Source organism: Bacillus sp. ABP14 (genome assembly GCF_001831375.1).
Taxonomy (GTDB): Bacteria; Bacillota; Bacilli; order Bacillales; family Bacillaceae_G; genus Bacillus_A; species Bacillus_A paranthracis.
Map to the genome: position 1 here is coordinate 1,469,706 of NZ_CP017016.1, position 22,686 is coordinate 1,492,391.

General features: G+C 36.1%; 24 protein-coding genes. 21 read left to right on the top strand and 3 right to left on the bottom strand.

Annotation, left to right across the window (positions count from 1 at the left end; all coding sequences use genetic code 11):
- Positions 1-4 precede the first annotated feature (4 nt).
- From lit to BGI23_RS07770, 4 genes are all read left to right on the top strand, one after another.
- Complete coding sequence (gene lit, locus BGI23_RS07755) at positions 5-691, top strand: lipoprotein intramolecular transacylase Lit (RefSeq protein ID WP_070805618.1); 687 nt, start codon at positions 5-7, stop codon at positions 689-691.
- A gap of 107 nt (positions 692-798) precedes the next feature.
- Positions 799-1,587: a sporulation protein YpjB gene (gene ypjB, locus BGI23_RS07760; protein WP_070805619.1), complete on the top strand. Its 789-nt coding sequence runs from the start codon at positions 799-801 to the stop codon at positions 1,585-1,587.
- Positions 1,588-1,691: 104 nt separating this feature from the next.
- Entirely contained in the window at positions 1,692-2,372 is a 681-nt protein-coding gene (locus BGI23_RS07765; RefSeq protein WP_070805620.1) for a zinc metallopeptidase, read from the top strand.
- A 100-nt stretch (positions 2,373-2,472) separates the two neighbouring features.
- Positions 2,473-3,114 carry a uracil-DNA glycosylase gene (locus BGI23_RS07770; protein ID WP_070805621.1) on the top strand — a complete coding sequence of 214 codons (642 nt, stop codon included), beginning with the start codon at positions 2,473-2,475 and terminating at the stop codon, positions 3,112-3,114.
- Between the two features lie 28 nt (positions 3,115-3,142).
- Here BGI23_RS07770 and BGI23_RS07775 read toward each other — a convergent pair whose 3' ends face one another.
- Positions 3,143-4,024: a YitT family protein gene (locus BGI23_RS07775; RefSeq protein WP_070805622.1), complete on the bottom strand. Its 882-nt coding sequence runs from the start codon at positions 4,022-4,024 to the stop codon at positions 3,143-3,145.
- Between the two features lie 268 nt (positions 4,025-4,292).
- Between BGI23_RS07775 and BGI23_RS07780 the strand changes: the two genes are divergently transcribed.
- Genes BGI23_RS07780 through BGI23_RS07810 form a run of 7 tightly spaced genes read left to right on the top strand, consistent with a single transcriptional unit; the run spans position 4,293 to position 9,847 of the window.
- Positions 4,293-4,634 (top strand): nucleotide pyrophosphohydrolase, encoded by a 342-nt coding sequence (locus tag BGI23_RS07780; protein ID WP_070807281.1) that lies wholly within the window; start codon positions 4,293-4,295, stop codon positions 4,632-4,634.
- Positions 4,634-5,434, top strand: a complete 801-nt coding sequence (gene dapB / locus BGI23_RS07785; RefSeq protein ID WP_070805623.1) for a dihydrodipicolinate reductase — start codon at positions 4,634-4,636, stop codon at positions 5,432-5,434. The genes BGI23_RS07780 and dapB overlap by 1 nt, the downstream gene beginning before the upstream one ends.
- A gap of 14 nt (positions 5,435-5,448) precedes the next feature.
- Positions 5,449-5,844 carry a methylglyoxal synthase gene (gene mgsA / locus BGI23_RS07790; protein ID WP_000684765.1) on the top strand — a complete coding sequence of 132 codons (396 nt, stop codon included), beginning with the start codon at positions 5,449-5,451 and terminating at the stop codon, positions 5,842-5,844.
- 11 nt (positions 5,845-5,855) lie between these two features.
- Entirely contained in the window at positions 5,856-6,560 is a 705-nt protein-coding gene (bshB1, locus tag BGI23_RS07795) for a bacillithiol biosynthesis deacetylase BshB1 (protein WP_070805624.1), read from the top strand.
- Complete coding sequence (bshA, locus tag BGI23_RS07800) at positions 6,557-7,702, top strand: N-acetyl-alpha-D-glucosaminyl L-malate synthase BshA (RefSeq protein ID WP_000768296.1); 1,146 nt, start codon at positions 6,557-6,559, stop codon at positions 7,700-7,702. Before bshB1 ends, bshA begins: the two co-directional genes overlap by 4 nt.
- Positions 7,689-8,882, top strand: a complete 1,194-nt coding sequence (locus BGI23_RS07805; RefSeq protein ID WP_070805625.1) for a CCA tRNA nucleotidyltransferase — start codon at positions 7,689-7,691, stop codon at positions 8,880-8,882. Before bshA ends, BGI23_RS07805 begins: the two co-directional genes overlap by 14 nt.
- Positions 8,867-9,847 (top strand): biotin--[acetyl-CoA-carboxylase] ligase, encoded by a 981-nt coding sequence (locus BGI23_RS07810; RefSeq protein ID WP_070805626.1) that lies wholly within the window; start codon positions 8,867-8,869, stop codon positions 9,845-9,847. Before BGI23_RS07805 ends, BGI23_RS07810 begins: the two co-directional genes overlap by 16 nt.
- Before the next feature lie 100 nt (positions 9,848-9,947).
- On the opposite strand, the gene BGI23_RS07815 is transcribed toward BGI23_RS07810, so the two are convergent.
- A complete protein-coding gene (locus BGI23_RS07815; protein WP_000026410.1) occupies positions 9,948-10,337 on the bottom strand; it encodes a cupredoxin domain-containing protein in 390 nt (129 codons plus the stop codon).
- Between the two features lie 413 nt (positions 10,338-10,750).
- On the opposite strand from BGI23_RS07815, the gene panB reads away from it, so the two are divergent.
- The 10 genes from panB (at position 10,751) to BGI23_RS07870 (ending at position 19,918) form a co-directional block, all read left to right on the top strand.
- Positions 10,751-11,587 (top strand): 3-methyl-2-oxobutanoate hydroxymethyltransferase, encoded by an 837-nt coding sequence (gene panB, locus BGI23_RS07825; protein WP_000853114.1) that lies wholly within the window; start codon positions 10,751-10,753, stop codon positions 11,585-11,587.
- Positions 11,587-12,435, top strand: coding sequence for a pantoate--beta-alanine ligase (panC, locus tag BGI23_RS07830; RefSeq protein ID WP_070805627.1), 849 nt, complete (start codon positions 11,587-11,589; stop codon positions 12,433-12,435). The genes panB and panC overlap by 1 nt, the downstream gene beginning before the upstream one ends.
- Positions 12,436-12,447: 12 nt before the next feature.
- On the top strand, positions 12,448-12,831 hold the full coding sequence (panD, locus tag BGI23_RS07835; RefSeq protein WP_000490176.1) for an aspartate 1-decarboxylase: 384 nt from the start codon (positions 12,448-12,450) through the stop codon (positions 12,829-12,831).
- Positions 12,832-12,960: 129 nt separating this feature from the next.
- Complete coding sequence (gene dinG, locus BGI23_RS07840) at positions 12,961-15,765, top strand: ATP-dependent DNA helicase DinG (protein WP_070805628.1); 2,805 nt, start codon at positions 12,961-12,963, stop codon at positions 15,763-15,765.
- A gap of 251 nt (positions 15,766-16,016) precedes the next feature.
- Entirely contained in the window at positions 16,017-16,187 is a 171-nt protein-coding gene (locus tag BGI23_RS07845; protein ID WP_000358352.1) for a YpmA family protein, read from the top strand.
- A gap of 7 nt (positions 16,188-16,194) precedes the next feature.
- Positions 16,195-16,698: a cell wall elongation regulator TseB-like domain-containing protein gene (locus BGI23_RS07850; RefSeq protein ID WP_070805629.1), complete on the top strand. Its 504-nt coding sequence runs from the start codon at positions 16,195-16,197 to the stop codon at positions 16,696-16,698.
- A gap of 18 nt (positions 16,699-16,716) precedes the next feature.
- The gene (gene aspB, locus BGI23_RS07855; RefSeq protein WP_000761548.1) at positions 16,717-17,904 is read left to right on the top strand and encodes an aspartate transaminase AspB; all 1,188 of its coding nucleotides are present in this window, start codon (positions 16,717-16,719) and stop codon (positions 17,902-17,904) included.
- Between the two features lie 121 nt (positions 17,905-18,025).
- The gene (dnaD, locus tag BGI23_RS07860; protein WP_000728538.1) at positions 18,026-18,733 is read left to right on the top strand and encodes a DNA replication protein DnaD; all 708 of its coding nucleotides are present in this window, start codon (positions 18,026-18,028) and stop codon (positions 18,731-18,733) included.
- 15 nt (positions 18,734-18,748) lie between these two features.
- Complete coding sequence (gene nth, locus BGI23_RS07865; protein WP_000933023.1) at positions 18,749-19,396, top strand: endonuclease III; 648 nt, start codon at positions 18,749-18,751, stop codon at positions 19,394-19,396.
- Positions 19,397-19,399: 3 nt separating this feature from the next.
- Complete coding sequence (locus BGI23_RS07870; protein WP_000442681.1) at positions 19,400-19,918, top strand: YpoC family protein; 519 nt, start codon at positions 19,400-19,402, stop codon at positions 19,916-19,918.
- Positions 19,919-19,942: 24 nt separating this feature from the next.
- Here the strand turns inward: BGI23_RS07870 and BGI23_RS07875 are convergent, their stop codons facing one another.
- Positions 19,943-22,639, bottom strand: a complete 2,697-nt coding sequence (locus tag BGI23_RS07875; protein ID WP_070805630.1) for a PBP1A family penicillin-binding protein — start codon at positions 22,637-22,639, stop codon at positions 19,943-19,945.
- Positions 22,640-22,686: the final 47 nt, after the last annotated feature.

The window sequence follows — 22,686 nt, forward strand, 5'->3', positions numbered from 1 at the left end:
GAAAATGAAGAAAAATAAGAGTGGTACAAAAATATTAGATCGATTGATTACGATAGTTGTTTCATATAGCATAGCATTTTCTATATTTGCACTCGCAACAACGGCGGTTGTATACGGAAAATGGCTATATTATTTTGAAATTGATTTTTTAAACATTCCAGATTTAGCAGATATGACGAAGGATGATATTAAAAGAAACTATGATGTGCTTATCACATATTTATCTCCGTTTTATGACGGTGCATTACAGTTGCCCACATTAGATATGTCTACAAATGGCCGTATTCATTTTGTAGATGTGAAAAACATTTTAGTAAAGATTCAATATGTAATGTATGCAACAATTATGATTGCAATGATAGGCGGCGTTTATTTGTTAAAAAAGAAAAATGAAAAGTTTTTACTACATGGATCTATTTTAACAATCATTTTTCCGATAGCGTTAATGTTACCGATTGCTATTAATTTTGAAAAGAGTTTTGTGATATTCCATAAGCTTTTATTCAGTAATGATTATTGGGTTTTTGATCCTGAGAAGGATCCGATTATATTAATGTTACCAGAAGAATTCTTTATGCATGCTGCGTGTGCTATTTTATTATTCATTTTATTTGGTAGCATACTTTGTTACAGTTTGTATAGATACTTTTTAAAAAAGAAAAGGATGTCAAATAAAAAATTCTCTGCTTAAAGAGAATTTTTTTGTTTGTAAAACGATAATATATTTTTCGGTCCAGTTCTGTTCTATTCTTGTCCACATTAACATATTTTGTACTAGTAGTTATAGGGGGGACCGTGATGAAGAGAACATTAATTGGACTGATTGCATTTCTAATTATCATGTTTCCGTTACGTATATATGCTGAGGAGTGGAGTGAACTAACAGGGTTGTTAGATGACTCATTACAATTAGTGAAGCGTAATGAAGATGAAAAAGCAGTACAAGTATTACAACATTTCTCGGAGCAGTTTGTCATAAAGGAGAATGAAAAGAAGCAGGAAGTAACGCCAGATCAAGTTAGAGTTATTTCTTTAGCTTACGACAAGGCGAAACAATCTCTCGCGGAAGAAGATGTAAGGAAACAAGTTAAAATCGATAATGTGTTAGCCCTGCAGCTCGCTGTCGATGCGCAAGTATCGAAATATCAACCACTTTGGATGGAAAGAGAAGGAAAAGTAATGGATGCCTTTTCTCAAATGGAAAAAGCGATGAAAAAAGAAGATACGGGACAGTTTCAACAAACGTTAAACACATTTTTACATGAATTTAATATTATTTATCCAAGCTTAATGATTGCCTTGCCAGAAAATGAAGTGCAGCGTGTAAATGCCCATTTATCTTATTTGGATGAATTTCGTAACGTTATGTTAAAAACAAAAGGTGGGCAAATGCAATTAGGAATCATTAAAGGGGATTTGCAAAAAATATTTCATACAGTAAAAAAAGATGAAATTGCACCTTCTCTCATTTGGTTTATGACAATTACTGGAGGTCTTATTTTATTCACATTAACTTATGTTGGGTGGAGAAAGTATAAAGGAGAGAGAGAAAAAAGAAAAAGTAATGTACATTCTAAGAATAGATAATGTAATAAATAAAGATTCGGATTGTAAGGTTTATTCATTGACAATGGTGGCAGAAGAAAATAGAATGAGAAGTACTATAATTAAAACTTCAATGGAGGTTCATGATGTTTTATTTAATTTACTTCGCGATCATAATGATCATACCGTTGTATGCACAGTCAAAAGTACGTAGTGCCTATAGCAAGTATTCACAAGTTTATTCAACATCAGGTATGACAGGAGCAGAAGTGGCTCGGAAAATTTTAGATGAAAATGGATTATACAACGTAGCCGTTGAAGAAACACCAGGTCATTTATCAGACCATTATGATCCAACTGCCAAAACAGTTCGATTATCAACAGATAACTATTACGGTCATTCAGTTGCTGGTACAGCAGTTGCAGCACACGAAGTAGGACACGCAATTCAAGATGCAAAAGATTATAACTTTATGCGTATTCGTCATTCGTTAGTGCCAGTTGCGAACTTTGGATCGAATATTTCTTGGATATTTATTATGATCGGTATTTTTGCATCGATGGCCAACATGATATTTTTAGGTATCATTTTAATGGCAGCAGGTGTTGTGTTCCAACTTGTTACATTACCAGTTGAGTTTGATGCATCAAAGCGTGCTATGCAACAAATTGAAGCGTTAGGTATCGTATCAACAGATGAATATGGGCAAGCTCGTAAAGTATTAAATGCGGCAGCATTAACATATGTAGCAGCTGCAGCCGTAGCGGTATTTGAATTATTACGTCTCGTATTGATTTATACTGGTATGCAGCGTAGCGATGACTAAAGACTATCAATTTTGATAGTCTTTTTTGTTTTGTGGATTGAATTATATAATGTATTGCAAATAGAAATAATAGAAGTAATGTGGAAAGGCGGTGGGGGAAATGAAATATCCAGACCATTTAGTAAAACAGGTGAAAGAGCGTAGTGCTCCTTATCAATTAGAAGGTTTTTTAAGTGGACAAGGCCCTGAAAATCCGAAATTTATGTTGTTAGGAGAAGCGCCTGGTGAAACAGAAATTCATAATGGGATTCCGTTTAGCGGGAGAGCGGGAAAACAATTAATGGGCTTTTTAGAACGTATTCACGTTACAAGGGAAGAAGTATATATTACGAGCGCTGTTCGGAGTAGACCTTATAAGTGGCGAGAGAAAAAAGAACGAAATGGTGAGATCGTACAGAAAAAGTATAATAGAACGCCAAATCAAGGAGAAATACTCGCCCATGCACCTTTGTTAGATTATGAATTAGAGAAACTAAATCCGAAGCTAATCGTCACACTTGGCAATATCGGTCTTCAACGTTTAACAGGAAAAGATAAAAAAATCACAGATGTACACGGGCAATTATTAAAACAGCCCATTCAAAAATTAAAGGATATGCAAAGTGCAGAATTTACATGGTCAGAGAAAGAATATCATATTTTTCCGACCTTCCATCCTGCTTCTATTTTTTATAATCGGAGCTTATTGGAGCTTATTTATGAGGATTTAGAGAAACTTAAGCAATATGTAATAAAAAACTAGAAAAGCTAAAAAGCTTTTCTAGTTGTGTTTATGTATGTAATGGGTTTTTATTTTCATCCAACGTAAAACCTTCACCAACTACATCATGTACGTCACTTACTGCAACAAATGCATGAGGATCTACAGAAGTAATAATATTTTTTAATTTCACGATTTCATTTTTAGCAACAACGCAATACAATACGTTCCGTTCCACTTTTGTATAAGATCCAACAGCTTTTAAAAAGGTTGCTCCGCGCTCCATCTCAGATAAAATCTTAGCAGCAATTTCATCGTTTTTATCGGAGATAATAGTTGCTCCTTTTGCTGCATAGGCTCCTTCTTGCATAAAATCAATGACTTTCGCCCCGATAAAAACAGCAACTAACGTATACATACCCTCGCGATATGATAAATAGGTAAGGATAGAGACGATAATAACGATAGCATCAAACATAAACATCGTTTTCCCCATACTCCAGCCAACATATTTATGAGCGAGTCTCGCAATAATATCTACACCGCCAGTAGTTCCGCCGTATTTAAATATGATCCCGAGACCGATACCAATAAATGCCCCAGCAAATAAAGCGGCGAGTGTCATATCATTTTGTAAGTTTACATGTAAGTTGAGAACTTCGTAACGCTGAAAAATCCATAGAAATAAAGATACGCTAAAGGTACCGATTAGTGTATAGATAAATGTTGTTCTTCCAAGTAATTTCCAACCAATGAAAAATATAGGAATATTTAAAACTAAGTTTGAATAAGAAGGATCAAACTTAAATAGAAAATACAATAATAGTGTAATACCGGTAAATCCACCTTCTGCAAGGTGATTTTCAATATTGATATTCACAATACCGAAAGAAAAAATAGCGGAACCGATTAAAATAAAAATGATATTTCGAATCTTCAAATTTGATGTCATATAGAAATCCCCCTAATTATGTAAATGGCATTGCTCCGCTGAAACGGTAAAACATAATGATAAGTAATTTCTAGTTGCTAGTGAAAATAGTGAAGGCTATAAAAATCGATTGGTTCTGGTTGATTTTTTGCCAAAAACGCAAAAGAAGTTTCACTTTATTATAATCTTTCCCAAAAAGGGTCGCAAATAGGTGTTTGGCGGGGAATAATATTTGTCAAATCGCGATGAATTGGCTAACATGAAAGAGGAAGGATTAGAGGTGAATTGTATGGAAACGAAAACGATGAAGGATATGCAGAAAGAAGTTGATGCATATATTGGTCAGTTTAAAGAAGGTTATTTCAGTCCACTTGCAATGATGGCTCGTTTAACGGAAGAAATGGGGGAGCTTGCAAGAGAGGTTAATCATTATTATGGTGAGAAACCGAAGAAAACAACTGAAAAAGAACGTAGTATTGAAGAAGAGCTTGGAGATGTATTATTTGTTATGATTTGTATGGCAAATAGTTTAAATATTGATTTAGAAACAGCACATAACATTGTAATGAATAAATTTAATACTCGCGATAAAGATCGCTGGACACGTATTGATGAGGGAGAGAAAGAATAATGAAAGAAATTAAAGTAATTATCGCTGGACCAAGAGGACGTATGGGACATGAAGCAGTTCTTCTTATGGAAAGAACGGAACATTTTAATTTAATAGCAGCAGTGGATTATAAGCATGGTGGAGAGAAAATCTCTGATTTACCGGGAATGCCAGCGCTAGATACACCTATTTACGCAGATTTACATACTTGTTTAGAGGAAGTAGAAGCAGATGTGTTGTTAGATTTAACAACGCCAGAAGTTGGGAAACAACACGTTACACTAGCAGTTGAGCGTGGACTTCGTTCTGTTATTGGTACAACTGGATTTACAGAAGAAGAGCTAAAACAATTAACCGAGACTGCGAAAGAAAAAGCAGTAGGAACAATTATCGCTCCAAACTTTGCAATTGGTGCAGTTCTTATGATGAAATTCTCACAAATGGCAGCGAAATACTTCCAAGATGTTGAAGTAATTGAATTGCATCATGATCAAAAACTAGATGCACCATCTGGTACAGCGGTAAAAACAGTAGAATTGATTCGTCAAAATCGTGAATCAAAGCAGCAAGGTCATCCAAATGAAGTAGAGCAACTAGAAGGGGCTCGTGGTGCAAACGTAGACGGCATTCACATTCATAGTGTACGTTTACCAGGACTTATTGCACACCAAGAAGTAATGTTTGGTGGAGACGGACAAATGTTAACAGTTCGTCATGATTCATTCAATCGTGCATCATTTATGTCTGGTGTAAAACTATCAATTGAGACAGTAATGAATCTAGATCATCTTGTGTACGGTTTAGAAAATATTATCGACTAAAGGGGAGACAACGGATGAAAATTGCCTTAATTGCACATGACAAAAAGAAAAATGACATGGTTTCGTTTGCATACGCATATAAACCAATTTTTGAACAACATGAATTATTTGCAACAGGAACGACAGGGCTTCGTATTATGGAAGCGACCGGTTTAGTTGTAACAAGATATCAATCTGGTCCTCTTGGTGGCGATCAAGAAATTGGTGCAATGATTGCGAAAAATGATTTAGACATGGTAATTTTCTTCCGCGATCCATTAACAGCACAGCCGCATGAACCGGATGTGAATGCATTGCTTCGTTTATGTGATGTATATGCAATTCCACTTGCAACGAATATGGCAAGTGCTGAAATGTTAATGCACGCATTAGAGCGAGGAGATTTAGATTACCGCAAGTTAAGAAAATGAGGGGAACAATTATGAGTGGATTACATATATTAGCGTTTGGTGCTCATGCCGATGATGTTGAAATCGGCATGGCTGGTACCATTGCTAAATATACGAAGCAAGGGTATGAAGTAGGTATTTGTGATTTAACAGAAGCTGATCTTTCTTCTAATGGAACGATAGAGTTAAGAAAAGAAGAAGCAAAGGCGGCAGCTCGTATAATGGGAGTAAAAACGAGATTAAATTTAGCGATGCCAGACCGTGGTTTGTATATGAAAGAAGAGTATATACGTGAAATTGTAAAGGTAATTCGTACATATAAACCAAAACTAGTTTTTGCACCGTATTATGAAGATCGTCATCCGGATCATGCAAATTGTGCAAAACTGGTGGAAGAAGCTATTTTTTCAGCGGGAATTCGTAAATATATGCCAGAGATCCCACCACATCGTGTGGAGTCTTTTTATCATTATATGATTAATGGTTTTCATAAACCGAATTTTTGTATAGATATTAGTGAATACGTATCGCAAAAAGTGGAAGCATTAGAAGCGTATGAAAGTCAGTTTTCAACAGGGAGTGATGGTGTGAAAACGCCGTTAACAGAAGGTTACGTTGAAACTGTAGTCGCTCGTGAGAAAATGTTTGGAAAAGAAGTTGGAGTCTTATATGCCGAAGGGTTTATGAGTAAGAAACCGGTTTTATTACATGCTGATTTAATAGGGGGATGTAAATGAAATTAAAAATAGGTATTACATGTTATCCTTCTGTAGGTGGTTCTGGAGTTGTTGGAACAGAATTAGGAAAGCAATTAGCGGAACGCGGGCATGAAATTCATTTTATTACATCCGGTTTACCATTCCGGTTAAATAAAGTGTATCCAAACATTTATTTTCATGAAGTGACGGTAAATCAATACTCTGTATTTCAATATCCACCATACGATTTAGCATTAGCGAGTAAAATGGCAGAGGTTGCACAAAGAGAAAATCTAGACATTTTACATGTGCATTACGCAATACCGCATGCCATTTGTGCTTATTTAGCAAAACAAATGATTGGAGAGCGTATTAAAATTGTTACAACCTTGCATGGAACAGATATTACTGTGTTAGGATCCGACCCTTCGCTAAATAATTTAATTCGTTTTGGTATTGAGCAATCTGATGTTGTGACGGCTGTCTCGCATTCATTAATTAACGAAACGCATGAGCTTGTAAAACCAAATAAAGACATTCAAACGGTATATAACTTTATAGACGAACGTGTATATTTCAAACGTGATATGACCCAATTAAAGAAAGAATACGGTATAAGTGAGAGTGAAAAGATACTCATTCACATTTCAAACTTCCGTAAAGTGAAACGTGTGCAAGATGTTGTGCAGGCATTTGCTAAAATTGTTACAGAAGTAGATGCGAAGTTGCTTCTTGTTGGAGATGGACCAGAATTTTGCACGATTTTACAGTTGGTGAAAAATTTACATATTGAAGATCGCGTCTTATTCTTAGGGAAGCAAGATAATGTTGCAGAACTACTTGCGATGAGTGATTTAATGTTGCTTTTATCAGAGAAGGAGAGTTTTGGTCTTGTTTTATTAGAAGCGATGGCGTGTGGTGTACCTTGTATCGGAACAAGGGTTGGAGGTATTCCAGAAGTCATTCAACATGGTGATACAGGATATTTATGTGAAGTTGGCGATACAACAGGAGTGGCAGATCAAGCCATTCAGCTATTAAAGGATGAAGAACTTCACCGTAATATGGGAGAGCGAGCAAGAGAAAGTGTTTACGAGCAGTTTCGCTCTGAAAAAATCGTCTCACAATATGAAACGATTTACTATGATGTACTAAGGGATGACAAAAATGGAAAGATTTAAAAAAGCTAGTTCTATTATTGAGACTTTAAAGCAACAAGGGCATGAGGCTTACTTTGTCGGTGGAAGCGTAAGAGACCTTATTATCGATAGGCCGATTGGAGATATTGATATTGCGACATCTGCTTTACCAGAAGAAGTGATGGCTATATTTCCAAGACATGTTCCTGTTGGTCTTGAACACGGAACTGTAATTGTAGTAGAAAATGGTGAGCCTTATGAGGTAACCACTTTTCGAACAGAGAGTGAATATGAAGACTTTCGAAGACCTAGTAGTGTTCAATTTGTTCGTTCATTAGAAGAGGATTTAAAACGTCGTGATTTCACAATGAATGCAATTGCAATGACAGAAGAAGGAAAAATGGTCGATTTATTTGCTGGACAGGAAGCGATTCAAAAGAGAGAAATTGTGACAGTGGGAAATGCTGCGGATCGGTTTCAAGAAGATGCCCTGCGAATGATGCGTGGTATTCGGTTCGTAAGTACGTTAGGTTTTTCTTTAGAGACGAAAACGAAGCAAGCAATTGAAACATATGGACATTTACTGGAACATATAGCAATTGAGAGAATTACAGTGGAGTTTGAAAAACTGTTAACTGGCACATATTGTGTGAAGGCTCTCAAACAATTAGTAGAAACGAAACTATTTTCTCATCTACCATATTTACAGATGTCAGAAGAGAAATTGTTAAAAGCTACGCAGTATAAATGGGATTCTTTTGAAGCAGACATTGAGGCGTGGGCGTTTTTCTTATATTGTATCGGGGAAGAACATCCAGCTGTCTTTTTACGTCAATGGAAGTTTTCGAATAAAAAAATAAAAGATATCGTCGCAGTATTATTAACAATCCGTAAGAGAAAGGAGAAGGATTGGGATACAGTTCTTCTTTATAAAACGGGAATTCATATAGCTGAAATGGCAGAAAGAGTATATGAAGCGATGATTGAAAGCTATGATCATACAGCTGTTAACCGGGTACAAACGTTGTTTCAAGCATTGCCAATTAAGAGTCGACAAGAGATGAATGTGACTGGGAATGATTTGTTAAACTGGGCAAGTAAAAAGCCAGGTCCGTGGGTTGCTGAAATGATTCAAAAAATTGAAGAAGCAATTGTACAAGGAAACGTAGTAAATGAGAAAGAGTGTATAAGGGAGTGGCTGCAAGAATGCAATCTACTATAAGAAAGCAGTTATTGCAAGTTTTTTCGGAAGCGGATGGCGAGTTTGTATCTGGTCAAACGATTAGTGATAAACTTGGTTGCTCAAGAACTGCTGTGTGGAAACATATGGAGGACCTTCGGAATGAGGGATATGAACTTGAAGCTGTGCGTCGATTAGGTTATCGAATTGCAAGTAAGCCAGACAAAGTGACTGCGAATGAAATACAGTTAGGGTTACAAACGAAACATATTGGTAGAACAGTGTATTTTGAAGAGTCCGTTGAATCGACGCAACATATTGCAGCAAAGCTTGCTTATGAAGGTGCAGAAGAAGGAACAATTGTTGTGGCAGAAGAACAAACAGCGGGTAGAGGTCGTTTAAGCAGAAAATGGCATTCACCAAAAGGAACAGGAATTTGGATGAGTATTATTTTACGTCCATCAATCCCGGTTCAACATGCACCACAACTTACTTTGTTAGCCGCTGTTAGCGTTGCGCAAGCAATTGAAAAGTGCACAGGTGTAAACGTAGGAATAAAATGGCCGAATGATATTTTAATTCAAGGGAAAAAGGCTGTAGGAATATTAACAGAAATGCAAGCTGATCCTGATAAAATTAATGCTGTCATTATGGGTATTGGTATTAATGCGAATCAAAAGCAAGAACATTTTGATGAGGAAATTCAGCATATTGCTACTTCTTTAGCGATTGAATCTGGTAAGCCAATTGTTCGTGCGGAGCTTATGCAACAAATCTTTTTACAACTAGAAAAATTATATGAAGAGTATTTACAAAATGGTTTCTCTGTCATTAAAATTCTTTGGGAAAGTTACGCTGTGAGTATCGGGAAAGAAATTAACGCTCGAACGATGAGAGAGACGATTACGGGTGTAGCAAAAGGAATTACAGAGGATGGTGTATTGCTTCTAGAAGATCATGAAGGAAAAGTACATCACATTCATTCTGCGGATATCGAAATTAAGTAAAAGAAGTTCCTATTTTGGAACTTCTTTTTTATTTCAATATTAATAAAATCTTTTAATATTTAAGTTTTATTTTAAAAGATCGTCCAGTTGAGTTTGCTTCTTATTTGACGATTACTTTACCTTCCATTCCTTTGAGGAGATGGTATCGACATATTAATTCATATGTACCGGCACTGTTAGGTTTCACGGTAATGTTTTTTTCTTTTCCTGACTCGACGACGACGTCAATACCGAGTTTTTTGATTGTAAAGGTATGCTCACTCTTACCTTTATTTTTCAACAGTAATGTTGTTGATTCGTTAATTGGAATCGTGATGACGTTTGGATTAAAGTAATCATCGTTTAGCTCAACTTCAATCACTTTCGCTGACGCAATAGGTTGTGCCAAGTCGTTAACTGAGGCAAATACATTGAGGGAATTTAAAGTTGTTATTACCACAAGCATCACAAGAAAACCGATGAATCGAAATAACCATTTGTTTATAGACATTCGCAATTCTAATTCTCCTTTTGTAAGTATATCTCCTCAATTAACCTGCATCATTATTTTAAGAGTTATACTATGCATGTAAACAAATTTGTTTATCTTTCTATGCATACGTTATTTAAAAATTTCACATACCGTAATAAGAATAAAAATTATTTTTTCAAAAAAATGTAGTAATTCCTTTTTGGAGTTTGCTATAATTAGTTCGAATATGGGCAGTATCAGAGCGAACTGCACCATGATTCGATGCAATACGAAAAATAATAACTTGGATTCTGCCTTGATCCAATAACGGACTGGGACAGAGGGATGAATAATGCCGACTAACACACAACCCTTCTGCCCTTTTATGGCCAGAGGGGTTTTTTATATGATTTCGGCCATCTCCTCTCTCCTGTATAAAGGAGGAGTAGTTTTTGAAAACAAAAACAGATTTTTTGAAAATGAAAGAGCAAGGTGAGCCGATTACAATGCTAACGGCGTATGATTATCCATCTGCTAAGTTAGCAGAAGAAGCGGAAGTTGATATGATTTTAGTTGGAGATTCCCTTGGGATGGTTGTGCTCGGCTATGATTCAACAGTACCTGTAACAGTAGAGGATATGATTCATCATACGAAAGCTGTACGCCGAGGAGCGAAAGAGACGTTTATTGTAACTGATATGCCATTTATGTCGTATCATGTGTCGCCTCAAGATACGATGGTGAATGCACGCCGCATCGTTCAAGAGAGTGGTGCTCATGCACTGAAGGTAGAAGGTGCAGGAGAAGTGATATCAACTATTCATTACTTGACGAGTGCGGGAATTCCTGTCGTGGCACACTTAGGCTTAACTCCTCAATCTGTAGGAGTGTTAGGTGGCTATAAAGTACAAGGAAAAGATGCTGAAAGTGCAAAAAAATTAATAGAAGATGCGAAGAGATGTGAGGAGGCTGGTGCGATAGCACTTGTATTAGAATGTGTGCCAATGCAGCTAGCAGAATTTATTTCGAAGCAACTAACAATTCCAACGATTGGAATTGGAGCAGGACAAAAAGTGGATGGGCAAGTACTCGTTTATCATGATCTTATCTCATATGGCGTAAATCGTGTTCCGAAATTTGTGAAGCAATATACGTCTGTTCAAGAGGAGATTGTGCGAGGGATTTCACAATACGTAACTGAAGTAAAGACAGGTCAATTTCCGGAAGAAAAACATTCATTCACAATGAAAGAGGAAGAATGTTTAGCGTTATACGGAGGAAAACAATAATGAAAATCATAAATACAGTGCAAGAGATGCAGCAAATTACAAACGAACTACGTGCAAGTGGAAAAAGTATTGGTTTTGTCCCAACGATGGGTTATTTACATGAAGGTCATGCGACTTTATTACGTAAGGCAAGAGAAGAAAATGAAATTGTAGTTTTAAGCGTGTTTGTTAATCCGCTACAGTTTGGACCAAATGAAGATTTAGATCGATACCCTCGTGATATTGATAGAGATGAAAATGTAGCAAAAGAAAACGGTGTAGATTATTTATTTTATCCGAGCGTAGAAGAAATGTATCCAGCAGAACAAACGACAACAGTAGAAGTTATGAAGCGTACCGATGTGTTATGCGGAAAACAAAGACCTGGTCATTTCGCTGGTGTTGCGATTGTACTAATGAAACTATTTAATATTACATTGCCAACACGTGCTTATTTCGGTATGAAAGATGCACAGCAAGTTGCTGTCATTGAAGGATTTGTCGCTGATTTTAATATTCCGGTTACAATCGTACCGGTGGATATTGTAAGGGAAGAAGATGGATTAGCCAAAAGTTCTCGTAACGTGTATTTATCACCAGAAGAGCGTGAAGAGGCTCCTCATTTATACCGCAGTCTATGTATAGCGAAAGAAAGAATTGAGACAGGAGAACGTAATGCAGAAATCATTACAACTCTTGTGAAGGAGTATATTGAGACGTATACGAAAGGCACTGTAGATTATGCTGATTTATATACGTATCCTTCACTACAAGTAGTGGATAAAATTGAAGGACGAATCATTTTAGCAATTGCAGTTAAATTTGACAATGTACGATTAATTGACAATATAACATTAACGGTTAAATAAGGGGGAGCATCTATGTTTCGCACAATGATGAGAGCGAAGTTACATCGCGCAACAGTAACAGAAGCAAATTTAAATTATGTAGGTAGTATTACAATTGATGAAGATTTAATGGATGCAGTAAATATTGTAGAAAACGAAAAAGTCCAAATTGTAAATAATAATAATGGTGCTCGCTTAGAGACATATGTTATTAAAGGGGAACGTGGTAGCGGTGTTGTTTGTTTGAATGGTGCAGCTGCAAGGCTTGTACAGCCAGGAGATAAAGTTATTATTATTTGCTACGGTCTAGTGGCAGAAGAAAATATTCATAAACAAGAGCCGAAAATTGCAGTATTAGACGATGATAATCAAATTATTGAAATGTTAGGTGCTGAAAAAGCGGGTACGATATTATAAGTAAGAAGGCTATCTCTATTATGGAGATAGCCTTTTTTGTGCATCTTTTCATTAAGATGAGATAAAACGTGGTATAGTAACATTATATAATTTTCTGTTTGATAGGTAAGAAATTGAGGTGTTACATATATGAGTAAGCGTTATGTCGTTGTGGATTTAGAGACGACAGGGAACTCCTGGAAGGATGGGAAAGATAAAATTACCCAAATTGCAGCTGTTGTAGTGGAAGATGGAGAGATATTAGAGATTTTTTCATCTTTTATTAATCCGAAGAGAGAGATTCCACCATTTATTACAGAGTTAACAGGGATTGATGAGAGTATGGTTAAGCAAGCCCCGTTATTTGAAGATGTAGCCCCGATGGTTGTTGAGCTATTACAAGGTGCAGCTTTCGTTGCACATAACGTTCACTTTGATTGGAATTTTTTAACGGAAGAATTAAGGCAGGCTGGATATACAGAAATACATTGTCCAAAAGTTGATACAGTTGAGTTGGCGCAAATTCTTTTGCCAACGGCTGATAGTTATAAATTACGTGATTTAGCTAAACAACACGAATTAGAGCATGATCAACCGCATCGTGCGGATAGTGATGCTCTTGCAACAGCGGAATTGTTTTTACAATTTTTAAATGAAATTGAGAAGTTACCCCTTGTCACCTTGCAATCGCTTTATGAATTGAGTGATGTGTTTCAAAGTGATATAGCGGATGTGCTTTCTGAAAATATTTTAAAGAAAATGATGCATGGTAAAAAAGGAGCAGAGGGATATGAAGTGTATCGAAATATTGCCCTTCGAAAACGGAATTATTCTTTAAACTTAAGTGAAACATGTGCATTTAAATTTGATGCTTTCTTGCATAAGACAATTGATAAACTTGAGTCGAATATGCCAAATTTTGAAAAAAGAGAAAGCCAACAGAGTATGATGAAGGAAATATATACAGCGCTAAGAGATTCTAGGTTTTCACTAATTGAAGCAGGAACAGGAACAGGAAAGACTCTTGCATATTTGCTTCCAAGTATTTATTTTGCAAAGAAAAAAGAAGAACCTGTCATCATAAGTACCCAAACTGTACAACTGCAGCAACAAATACTAGAAAAAGAAATTCCATTATTACAGAAAATAATGCCATTTTCATTTGAAGTAGCTCTTCTGAAAGGAAGAAAGCATTATCTTTGTCTACATAAATTTGAATATGCTTTGCAAGAAGAAGAGAAGAATTATGACATGGCGCTCACGAAGGCAAAAATTTTAGTGTGGTTATTGCAAACGGAAACGGGCGATCGTGATGAATTAAATATTCCTGAGGGCGGAAAGTTACTTTGGAACCGGATTTGTAGTGATGTACATAGTCCGGGTGGGATGCAAAGCAACTGGTTTAGTCGTTGTTTTTATCAACGAGCAAAGAATAGAGCATTATTTGCAGATATCGTTATTACAAATCATGCGTTATTATTTCAAGATTTTTCAAGTGAAGAACCACTGTTTGCTTCATGTGAACATATTATTTTTGATGAGGCTCATCATATCGAGGAAGCAGCGAGTAGAACATTAGGTGAACAGTTCTCCTGTATGTATTTCCAGCTAGTTTTATCTCGTCTTGGTACGCTAGAAACAGATGATGTACTTTCTAAAGTATATAAAATGATGAAAAAATCAGAGCAAGCCTCCCGTTCTACTTTCCGCATGGTAAGTCATAGTTTGAAGGAATTGAAATTTGATGCGGATGAGCTATTCCAAATGTTACGTGCATTCATCTTTAAACAAACAAAGCAGGAACAAGGGATAAGCAATATGCCACTCATTTATCGATATAACACGGAAGTAGAGAAAGGTAAGTTATGGGATAGTATTACCGAGTTAACAAATCGCTTTGTATATGATGTAAGAAAATTACTCTCTACACTTGAGAAGCAAGTTGATATATTGCAAAGTAAATTAGAATGGGAAATGCATGTTGTTACAGGTGAATTTATGCATTTAATTGAGTTGTTGAGAAAGATGGCGCATTCTTTACAAGTACTCATTTTAGAAAAAAATTTATATGTGACATGGATGGAAACTGAAACGAAGGGAACCATTCATTCAACTGTTTTATATGGACAACCTGTTCATATTGGTGAAAGATTTGCTGATGAATTTTTAACAGAGAAAAAGAGTGTTATTTTCACATCAGCAACGCTAACAGTAAACGATTCATTTGACTATATAAAAGAAGAGCTAGGCTTACATGATTTTGCTCCAAATACATTACAGGTCCCATCACCATTCCATTTTGAAGAACAGATGAAATTAATGGTTTCAACGGATGTGCCCTTTATTAAGCAAGCAAGTAATGAAGAATATATTGAATCTGTGTCGGCTCATATTGCAAAAATAGCGAAAGCTACAGAAGGTAGAATGCTTGTTTTGTTCACTTCGTATGAAATGTTGAAAGAAGCGTATACGAATTTGAAAAATGATGAGGAATTAGAAGGCTATTTATTATTAACGCAAAGTGTGAATAATAAGAGCAGAAGTCGTCTCATTCGTAAGTTTCAAGAGTTTGATAAATCAATTTTATTAGGAACAAGTAGTTTTTGGGAAGGGATAGATATACCTGGAGATGCCCTTAGTTGTCTTGTTATTGTCCGCCTTCCCTTTACGCCTCCTCATCAACCGATGATGGAAGCAAAAGGAGAGTGGTTAAAAAATCAAGGAGAGGACGTATTCGCTAAGTTAGCACTCCCGCAAGCAATACTGCGTTTCAAACAAGGATTTGGTCGTCTTATTAGAACAAGTACAGATACCGGAACGGTGTTTGTATTAGATCGTCGTTTGACAAGCGCTTCCTATGGAAAACGTTTTTTACAATCAATTCCAACTGTTCCGCTTTATGAAGGCCCTCTAGAAGAATTGTTAGAACAATTAAAGGAACGGCCAATTGAATAAAATTGGAAGGAAAAACACGCCTGAAGTGCATGTAAACTTCAGGCGTAAAAAATGTGGGTAGGAGGAATTTTATTTTTCTTACTTCTTGTATACAAAATGTATTGGTTTTCGACTTGAAACCTTTTTTTGCTGTACATGTCCTGCTATAATAGATGGGTGATGAAGCAGGGGTTGTAAAGAATGTACTCTTATTGTAACCGCATTGCGTTCTTCTATAATTAGAAATTTTTGTGTAACGGAGGAGTTTTTTCATGGATAAGAAAATCGAAGTCCTATCAACGACGCGTATTAAATATTCGTCTGACTTGTATAAAATCGTTGATAGTTTGAATCGTACGTTAAAAGAGCAGGACCTCATGTTCGGATTAGCATTAGACGAAAAAGATAAAGAAACAGCTGTATTTACGATTTACAGAACGTAGTGATACAATGAAAAAGTGGATCTTTGCAATCGTTATCGTAATCGTTGCTAGCGGAATATATGGGGCGTATGTTTATAATAAAGCAATGGAAAAGAAAATCCCTAAAGAGGCAAAATCTGTAGAAATTGCAAAAGAAAAAGCAAAGCTTATAAAAGTAAAATCTGTGGATTATTATAACGGAGAATCTTCATATACTGTCGTACAAGGTACAGATGAAAAAGGAGAACAACTTATCGTTTGGGTGCCTGAGAAAAAAGGGGAAACTATAGTAAGGAAAAAGAGTGAAGGTATTTCTGAAAAAGAGGCTTTACAAAGAACGATTGAACAAGTCGGAGATGACAGTAAAGAGCACAAAAGTAAGCCTAAAGAAATTTTAAAAATAAAATTAGGCTTTGAAAGCAATATACCATTATGGGAAGTTACATATATTGATGATGAAAATCGTTATAGTTATTACTATCTTGCATTTAAAGATGGGCAGTTTTTACGACGATACAGCATTGAAAAATAGATGTAGGGGGAACTACAAATGAAATTAGCAAAGCGAGTAGCTGCTTTAACACCATCTGCAACTTTAGAAATTACAGCAAAGGCACAAGCATTAAAAGCAGAAGGTCATGATGTAATTGGATTAGGGGCAGGAGAACCTGACTTTAATACGCCAGAACATATTATGGATGCTGCACATAAAGCGATGTTAGAAGGACATACGAAGTATACACCAACAGGTGGGTTACAAGCGTTAAAACAAGAAATTGTGAAGAAGTTTACTCGCGATCAAGGAATTGCGTATGATCCGTCTGAAATTATTGTATGTAACGGCGCAAAGCATGCATTATATACATTATTCCAAGTGTTACTTGATGAAGGTGATGAAGTTATCATCCCTACGCCATACTGGGTAAGTTATCCGGAACAAGTAAAGCTTGCTGGTGGTAAGCCAGTTTATGTAGAAGGCCTTGAAGATAATGAATACAAAATTACAGCGAAGCAGCTGCGTGAGGCAATTACAGAGAAAACGAAAGCAGTTATTATTAATTCACCGAGCAATCCAACAGGAATGATTTACAGCAAAGAAGAATTACAACAGCTTGGAGAAGTATGTTTAGAACACAATATTTTAATCGTTTCAGATGAAATTTATGAGAAATTAATTTATGGTGGAGCAGAATATACTTCGGTTGCCCAGCTTTCTAATGCATTAAAAGAACAAACACTTATTATTAATGGTGTATCTAAATCTCATTCTATGACAGGATGGCGTATTGGATATGCAGCAGGAAATAAGCAGCTTATTAAAGCGATGACGAACTTAGCGAGTCATAGTACGTCAAACCCTACTTCAATCGCTCAATACGGCGCAATCGCGGCATATGCAGGCTCACAAGAACCTGTAGAAACAATGCGTCAAGCATTTGAAGAGAGATTAAACATTATTTATGATAAATTAATTCAAATCCCTGGCTTTACTTGCATTAAACCACAAGGTGCATTTTACTTATTCCCTAATGTAAAAGAAGCAGTAGCTTTATCAGGATACGAAACTGTTGATGATTGGGCAAAAGCTCTATTAGAAGAGGAAAAAGTAGCTCTTGTACCAGGTACAGGATTTGGTGCTCCAAATAACGTTCGTTTATCATATGCGACATCTCTTGAACAAGTGGAGAAAGCATTAGAACGTATTCATACGTTTATGAAAAGTAAAGTGCAAGCTTAATTGTATATTTTATTAATGTAATACAAAAACCTTCCTACATAATAGGGAGGTTTTTTTTGACGAATTGTGGCAAAAAGAAATAGCGAAAGGTGTGTTATACTAGAGAGCGAGGTGTTTGGTGATGAAAAAGAAAATGATGTTACAGTGGTTTGAGCAGGGAAGCATTGCAATTCCAAAATTACTTATGATGCATTATAAAAAATTAGGGTTAAATGAAACGGAATTTATGGTTGTACTTCATGTACATACATTTTTAGAATCGGGCAATTCGTTTCCGACTCCGTCAGAGATTTCAGAACGGATGACGATTACCGAAATGAAATGTATGGAAGTCATTCAGGCATTGATTCAAAAAGGTTTTTTATCACTAGAAGGTGGACAAAAATCAGAAGCGATGATGTGTGAAAGTTATTCTTTACAACCGCTATGGGAAAAAATATTGCATTTCTTAATGAATGAATCAATAGAGGAAGAACAAAAAGAAATAAAGCAATTGCAAGTAAATTTATATACAGTATTTGAAAAAGAATTTGGAAGACCACTTTCTCCATTTGAATGTGAAACGTTGGGAATGTGGGAAGATCAAGATCAACATCATCCGAATTTAATTCAAGCGGCCCTCAGGGAAGCTGTAATGAGTGGTAAGCTTAATTTCCGATATATTGATCGTATTTTATTTGAATGGAAAAAGAATGGTATTAAAACAGTAGATCAAGCCCTAAACCAAGGACGGAAATTTAGAGCAAATCAACAACGAGCGCAGCAAACGACAAAACAAGAGACGAAATTTACTGGAAAAGTGCCTTTTTATAATTGGTTGGAGCAGTAATGTAGGAGGAAGTATATGTTAAATAAAACGCAAATTCGCTATTGTTTAGACACAATGGCGGATATGTATCCAGAAGCACATTGTGAATTAATTCATGATAATCCGTTTGAACTAGTAATAGCGGTAGCGTTATCTGCACAATGTACAGATGCACTTGTAAATAAAGTGACGAAAAATTTATTTCAAAAATATAAAACACCAGAAGATTATTTAAGTGTTTCTCTAGAAGAATTACAACAAGATATACGTTCTATTGGATTGTATAGAAATAAAGCAAAAAACATTCAAAAATTGTGCAGAATGTTATTAGATGATTACAATGGGGAAGTGCCGAAAGATCGAGATGAGCTTACGAAGTTACCAGGAGTAGGTCGAAAAACAGCAAACGTAGTTGTTTCGGTAGCGTTTGGTATTCCGGCAATTGCTGTTGATACGCATGTAGAGAGAGTGAGTAAACGGTTAGCGTTTTGTAGGTGGAAAGATTCGGTGTTAGAAGTAGAAAAGACATTAATGAAGAAAATTCCGATGGATGAATGGAGCGTTACACATCACCGTATGATTTTCTTTGGACGTTATCACTGTAAAGCGCAGCGACCACAATGTGAAGAGTGCCCTTTACTAGAAGTATGTCGAGAAGGAAAGAAGCGAATGAAGGGGAAATAAAGGATGGAGCGAGTGATAGAAATACCGAGAGAATTTCGGTGCTTACCATTTTTTAAAGAAAGTATAAATTCGATTGCGTATTATACAGAACAGTCATTTGAAGAAACAATACAAAAGACTTATTTTATATATGATATGGAAAGACAATATGAACCGTGGAATGAAATTGAAAACAGTATTCCTGTAATGTTGAATGTATGGAAAAATAAGCATGAGGACATTGCTACTTTATTTCGAAACAGAAAGAAACAAGAAGCTGAAGGTCCGATGATTCTTTTTGCAGCACATTTATTATCAATTGTATATTGGCTAAATGAGCAACCTGTTCATAGTTTGAATAAAATAGAAGATTTTACGAGTGAATTGGAAGTGCAACCAGTTAATTTTATAGAGCGATATTCGTTCATTATAAAGAAACCGAATAATTATCATTCTTATATTCAGTTAGCGCAGTTGTATATTGAAATAGAAAAGCTATATGTAAAGAAAATGATAACAAAAAAGAAGTCCTGTTCTCGTTAAGAGAAAGGACTTCTTTTTTGGGTATTAAGACTCTGTTGTAACAACATTTCCGTCTGCGTGAGGTGTATCTCCTCCGGTATTTTGTTGTTGTTCTTGCTGATGCTGTTGCTCTTGTTGTTTCTTAGCTTCTTCTTCAGCTTTTTTTCTAGCTTCCTCATCAGCTTTCTTTTGAGCCTCTTCTTGCTGTTTCTTAGCTTCTTCTTCAGCTTTTTTTCTAGCTTCCTCATCAGCTTTCTTTTGAGCTTCTTCTTGTTGTTTACGTTGTTGTTCTTGTTGTTTTTTAGCTTCTTCTTCAGCTTTTTTAGTAGCTTCTTCTTGTTTTAATTTATCTTCATTGGCCTTTTTCTGAGCTTCCTCATCAGCTTTTTTCTTAGCTTCTTCTTCAGCCTTCTTCTTAGCTTCTTCTTCGGCTTTCTTCGCGTCTGGAGTTCCGCCAGGCGCAGTGAAGGATGCTCCAACTGCAGGGCTTGTTCCAGTACCTTTTTTCGCTACTACAGAGAAGCTGTAAGTAACGCCTGGTTTAATACCACCAAGAGTAGCTGTCGTACCTTTTACTGATAAACTACCACTTGAACCGTCAGTCGCTTTATAGCTTGCTGCATACGCATCAACTTCTGCTGGTCCAGACCAGTTTAGTGTAACTGTGCTAGCGCCATCGAAAGTGACATTAAGACCACTAGGTGCATCTACTTTAATTTGTTTAATTGCATCTTTCTTCGCACCTTTTACATATAACTCTCCGTTTATTTCTTGTACAGAAGAAGGACGTTCGAAACGGGATTTATCTGTAGCAAATTTGCTCATCATTATTTGGAACATTTGCTGTGCAATTCTAGTATAACGATCACTAATGTAGTTTTCTGGGCCGTTTTTTTCGTAACCAGTCCATACTGCCATTGTATATTGCGGTGTATATCCAGCGAACCAACTATCTCTGTTTGCATCAGCTGGTATACCATATTTTTTTATAACGTCTTCATCAAAGTTTTGTGTTCCTGTTTTACCGGCAACATCAACACCTGAAACGTATGCTGTTGGACCAGTACCGCCAGAACCAGGTTTTACGACGTCACGAAGAACGTCAGTCACCATGTAAGCTGTGTAGTCTTGCATCGCACGTTGTTCTTTCGGTTTAAAACTTTTCTTTTTCCCATCTGGGAAGGTAACTTCTTTTACGAAATGCGGTTTATTGTAGTTCCCACCATTACCAAAGGCTGCATATGCACCTGCTACTTGTAATGGAGAACTATCGTTACTACCAATTGCTGTTGATTCAAATGTTTTGCCGTCTTTAAATGTCATACCTAAACCTTCAGCAAACGCTTGTGACTTAGGAAGACCAACCGCTTGGGCTGTTTTTAAAGCTGGGATGTTTAATGACTTTTTCAAAGCTTCACGTAGTGAAACGTCACCTTTGTAACTATTTGTTGCATTTCGTATTTTTTTACCATTGGAATACGTATACTCTGAGTCATTTAATTGATGGTATGTAGACCATTGTAAATTTTCAATTGCTGGGCCGTAGTCAAAAATTGGTTTCATTGTTGAACCGACTTGGCGTTTTAAATCGGTGGCCATATTATGACCTTTGAAAGTAGACTTACTTCCTTTACGCCCAGCTCCAATTGCTCGAACTTCACCAGATTGTGTATCCATAAATACGAACGATCCTTGGAATTGATCATTCGGATACTTAATAAGATTGCCATCCATAATTTTTTCAGCATAATCTTGAGCATTTTGATCAAGTGTTGTATGAATCGTTAAACCATCTGAACCAATATTTACATCAGGATATTCTTTTTCAACTTCTTTTACAACCGCATCTAAAAATGCTTGATACTTCATCTCAGTTATTTCTGAAGACGGTTGAAGACCCTCTGTTACTGGAATCTTAACTGCATTATTCATTTCTTCTTTTGTTATATAACCATGTCGATTCATTAATGACAATACGACATTACGACGATTTGTTGCTCGTTCAACATTTTCCTTTTTGGTTGGATCATAAATGTTTGGACCTTGGGGTAAACCAGCGAGCATAGCAGCTTCATGTAACTGTAAGTCTTTTAAATCTTTACCATAATATTTTTGCGCTGCTGTCGCAATACCATATGAACGGTTACCTAAATTAATCTTATTTAAGTACATTTCTAAAATCTCATGTTTAGAGTATTGTTGCTCTAATTTGTAAGATAGGTACCATTCTTGTACTTTTCTCTTTGCAGTTTTGTCCATCGTTAGAAAATAGTTTTTGACTACTTGTTGTGTAATCGTACTACCACCTTGAGATCCGAAACCTCCAGTGACATTTTCCATAACTGCTTTTGTAGTTCGTTTAAAATCAATTCCATTATGATCATAGAAACGTGAGTCCTCAGTTGCAAGGAATGCATTTTCAACTACTTTTGGAATTTGATCATACGTAACGTGGGTTCGTTTTTCAGCACCGTATTCATAGAAAAAGTTCCCATCTTTATCAAGAAACTTTGTTGATAAAGGATTGACGAGTTTTGATTTGTCTAATTTTGGAGCATCCTTCACCATAACAAAGAAAGCGGAAACGCCAGCTACAAGACCAACGATACCAAGAAGTAGACAACCTATAAGGAATTTTTTAAAAAAGGAGCCTTTTTTCTTTGGTTTTTTCTCTGTATTTGTTTCTTGCTTTTGATTTTTTACATGATTTCGTTCTGTACGAGAACGATAATTATCTGACATTATACTTTCTCCTACCTTTCATTCTCTCCCCAAAAGTCGAAAAAAGA

Excerpts from the sequence above, each read along its gene's own strand:
- bshB1 (WP_070805624.1), top strand. The coding sequence starts at position 5,856 with ATGAGTGGATTACATATATTAGCGTTTGGTGCTCATGCCGATGATGTT.
- BGI23_RS07775 (WP_070805622.1), bottom strand. The coding sequence starts at position 4,024 with ATGACATCAAATTTGAAGATTCGAAATATCATTTTTATTTTAATCGGT.
- nth (WP_000933023.1), top strand. The coding sequence starts at position 18,749 with ATGTTAAATAAAACGCAAATTCGCTATTGTTTAGACACAATGGCGGAT.
- BGI23_RS07810 (WP_070805626.1), top strand. The coding sequence starts at position 8,867 with ATGCAATCTACTATAAGAAAGCAGTTATTGCAAGTTTTTTCGGAAGCG.
- BGI23_RS07765 (WP_070805620.1), top strand. The coding sequence starts at position 1,692 with ATGTTTTATTTAATTTACTTCGCGATCATAATGATCATACCGTTGTAT.
- mgsA (WP_000684765.1), top strand. The coding sequence starts at position 5,449 with ATGAAAATTGCCTTAATTGCACATGACAAAAAGAAAAATGACATGGTT.
- aspB (WP_000761548.1), top strand. The coding sequence starts at position 16,717 with ATGAAATTAGCAAAGCGAGTAGCTGCTTTAACACCATCTGCAACTTTA.
- panC (WP_070805627.1), top strand. The coding sequence starts at position 11,587 with ATGAAAATCATAAATACAGTGCAAGAGATGCAGCAAATTACAAACGAA.
- bshA (WP_000768296.1), top strand. The coding sequence starts at position 6,557 with ATGAAATTAAAAATAGGTATTACATGTTATCCTTCTGTAGGTGGTTCT.
- BGI23_RS07780 (WP_070807281.1), top strand. The coding sequence starts at position 4,293 with ATGGAAACGAAAACGATGAAGGATATGCAGAAAGAAGTTGATGCATAT.
- BGI23_RS07770 (WP_070805621.1), top strand. The coding sequence starts at position 2,473 with ATGAAATATCCAGACCATTTAGTAAAACAGGTGAAAGAGCGTAGTGCT.
- dnaD (WP_000728538.1), top strand. The coding sequence starts at position 18,026 with ATGAAAAAGAAAATGATGTTACAGTGGTTTGAGCAGGGAAGCATTGCA.
- ypjB (WP_070805619.1), top strand. The coding sequence starts at position 799 with ATGAAGAGAACATTAATTGGACTGATTGCATTTCTAATTATCATGTTT.
- BGI23_RS07875 (WP_070805630.1), bottom strand. The coding sequence starts at position 22,639 with ATGTCAGATAATTATCGTTCTCGTACAGAACGAAATCATGTAAAAAAT.
- dinG (WP_070805628.1), top strand. The coding sequence starts at position 12,961 with ATGAGTAAGCGTTATGTCGTTGTGGATTTAGAGACGACAGGGAACTCC.
- BGI23_RS07870 (WP_000442681.1), top strand. The coding sequence starts at position 19,400 with ATGGAGCGAGTGATAGAAATACCGAGAGAATTTCGGTGCTTACCATTT.
- lit (WP_070805618.1), top strand. The coding sequence starts at position 5 with ATGAAGAAAAATAAGAGTGGTACAAAAATATTAGATCGATTGATTACG.
- BGI23_RS07815 (WP_000026410.1), bottom strand. The coding sequence starts at position 10,337 with ATGTCTATAAACAAATGGTTATTTCGATTCATCGGTTTTCTTGTGATG.
- BGI23_RS07845 (WP_000358352.1), top strand. The coding sequence starts at position 16,017 with ATGGATAAGAAAATCGAAGTCCTATCAACGACGCGTATTAAATATTCG.
- panD (WP_000490176.1), top strand. The coding sequence starts at position 12,448 with ATGTTTCGCACAATGATGAGAGCGAAGTTACATCGCGCAACAGTAACA.
- dapB (WP_070805623.1), top strand. The coding sequence starts at position 4,634 with ATGAAAGAAATTAAAGTAATTATCGCTGGACCAAGAGGACGTATGGGA.
- BGI23_RS07805 (WP_070805625.1), top strand. The coding sequence starts at position 7,689 with ATGGAAAGATTTAAAAAAGCTAGTTCTATTATTGAGACTTTAAAGCAA.
- BGI23_RS07850 (WP_070805629.1), top strand. The coding sequence starts at position 16,195 with ATGAAAAAGTGGATCTTTGCAATCGTTATCGTAATCGTTGCTAGCGGA.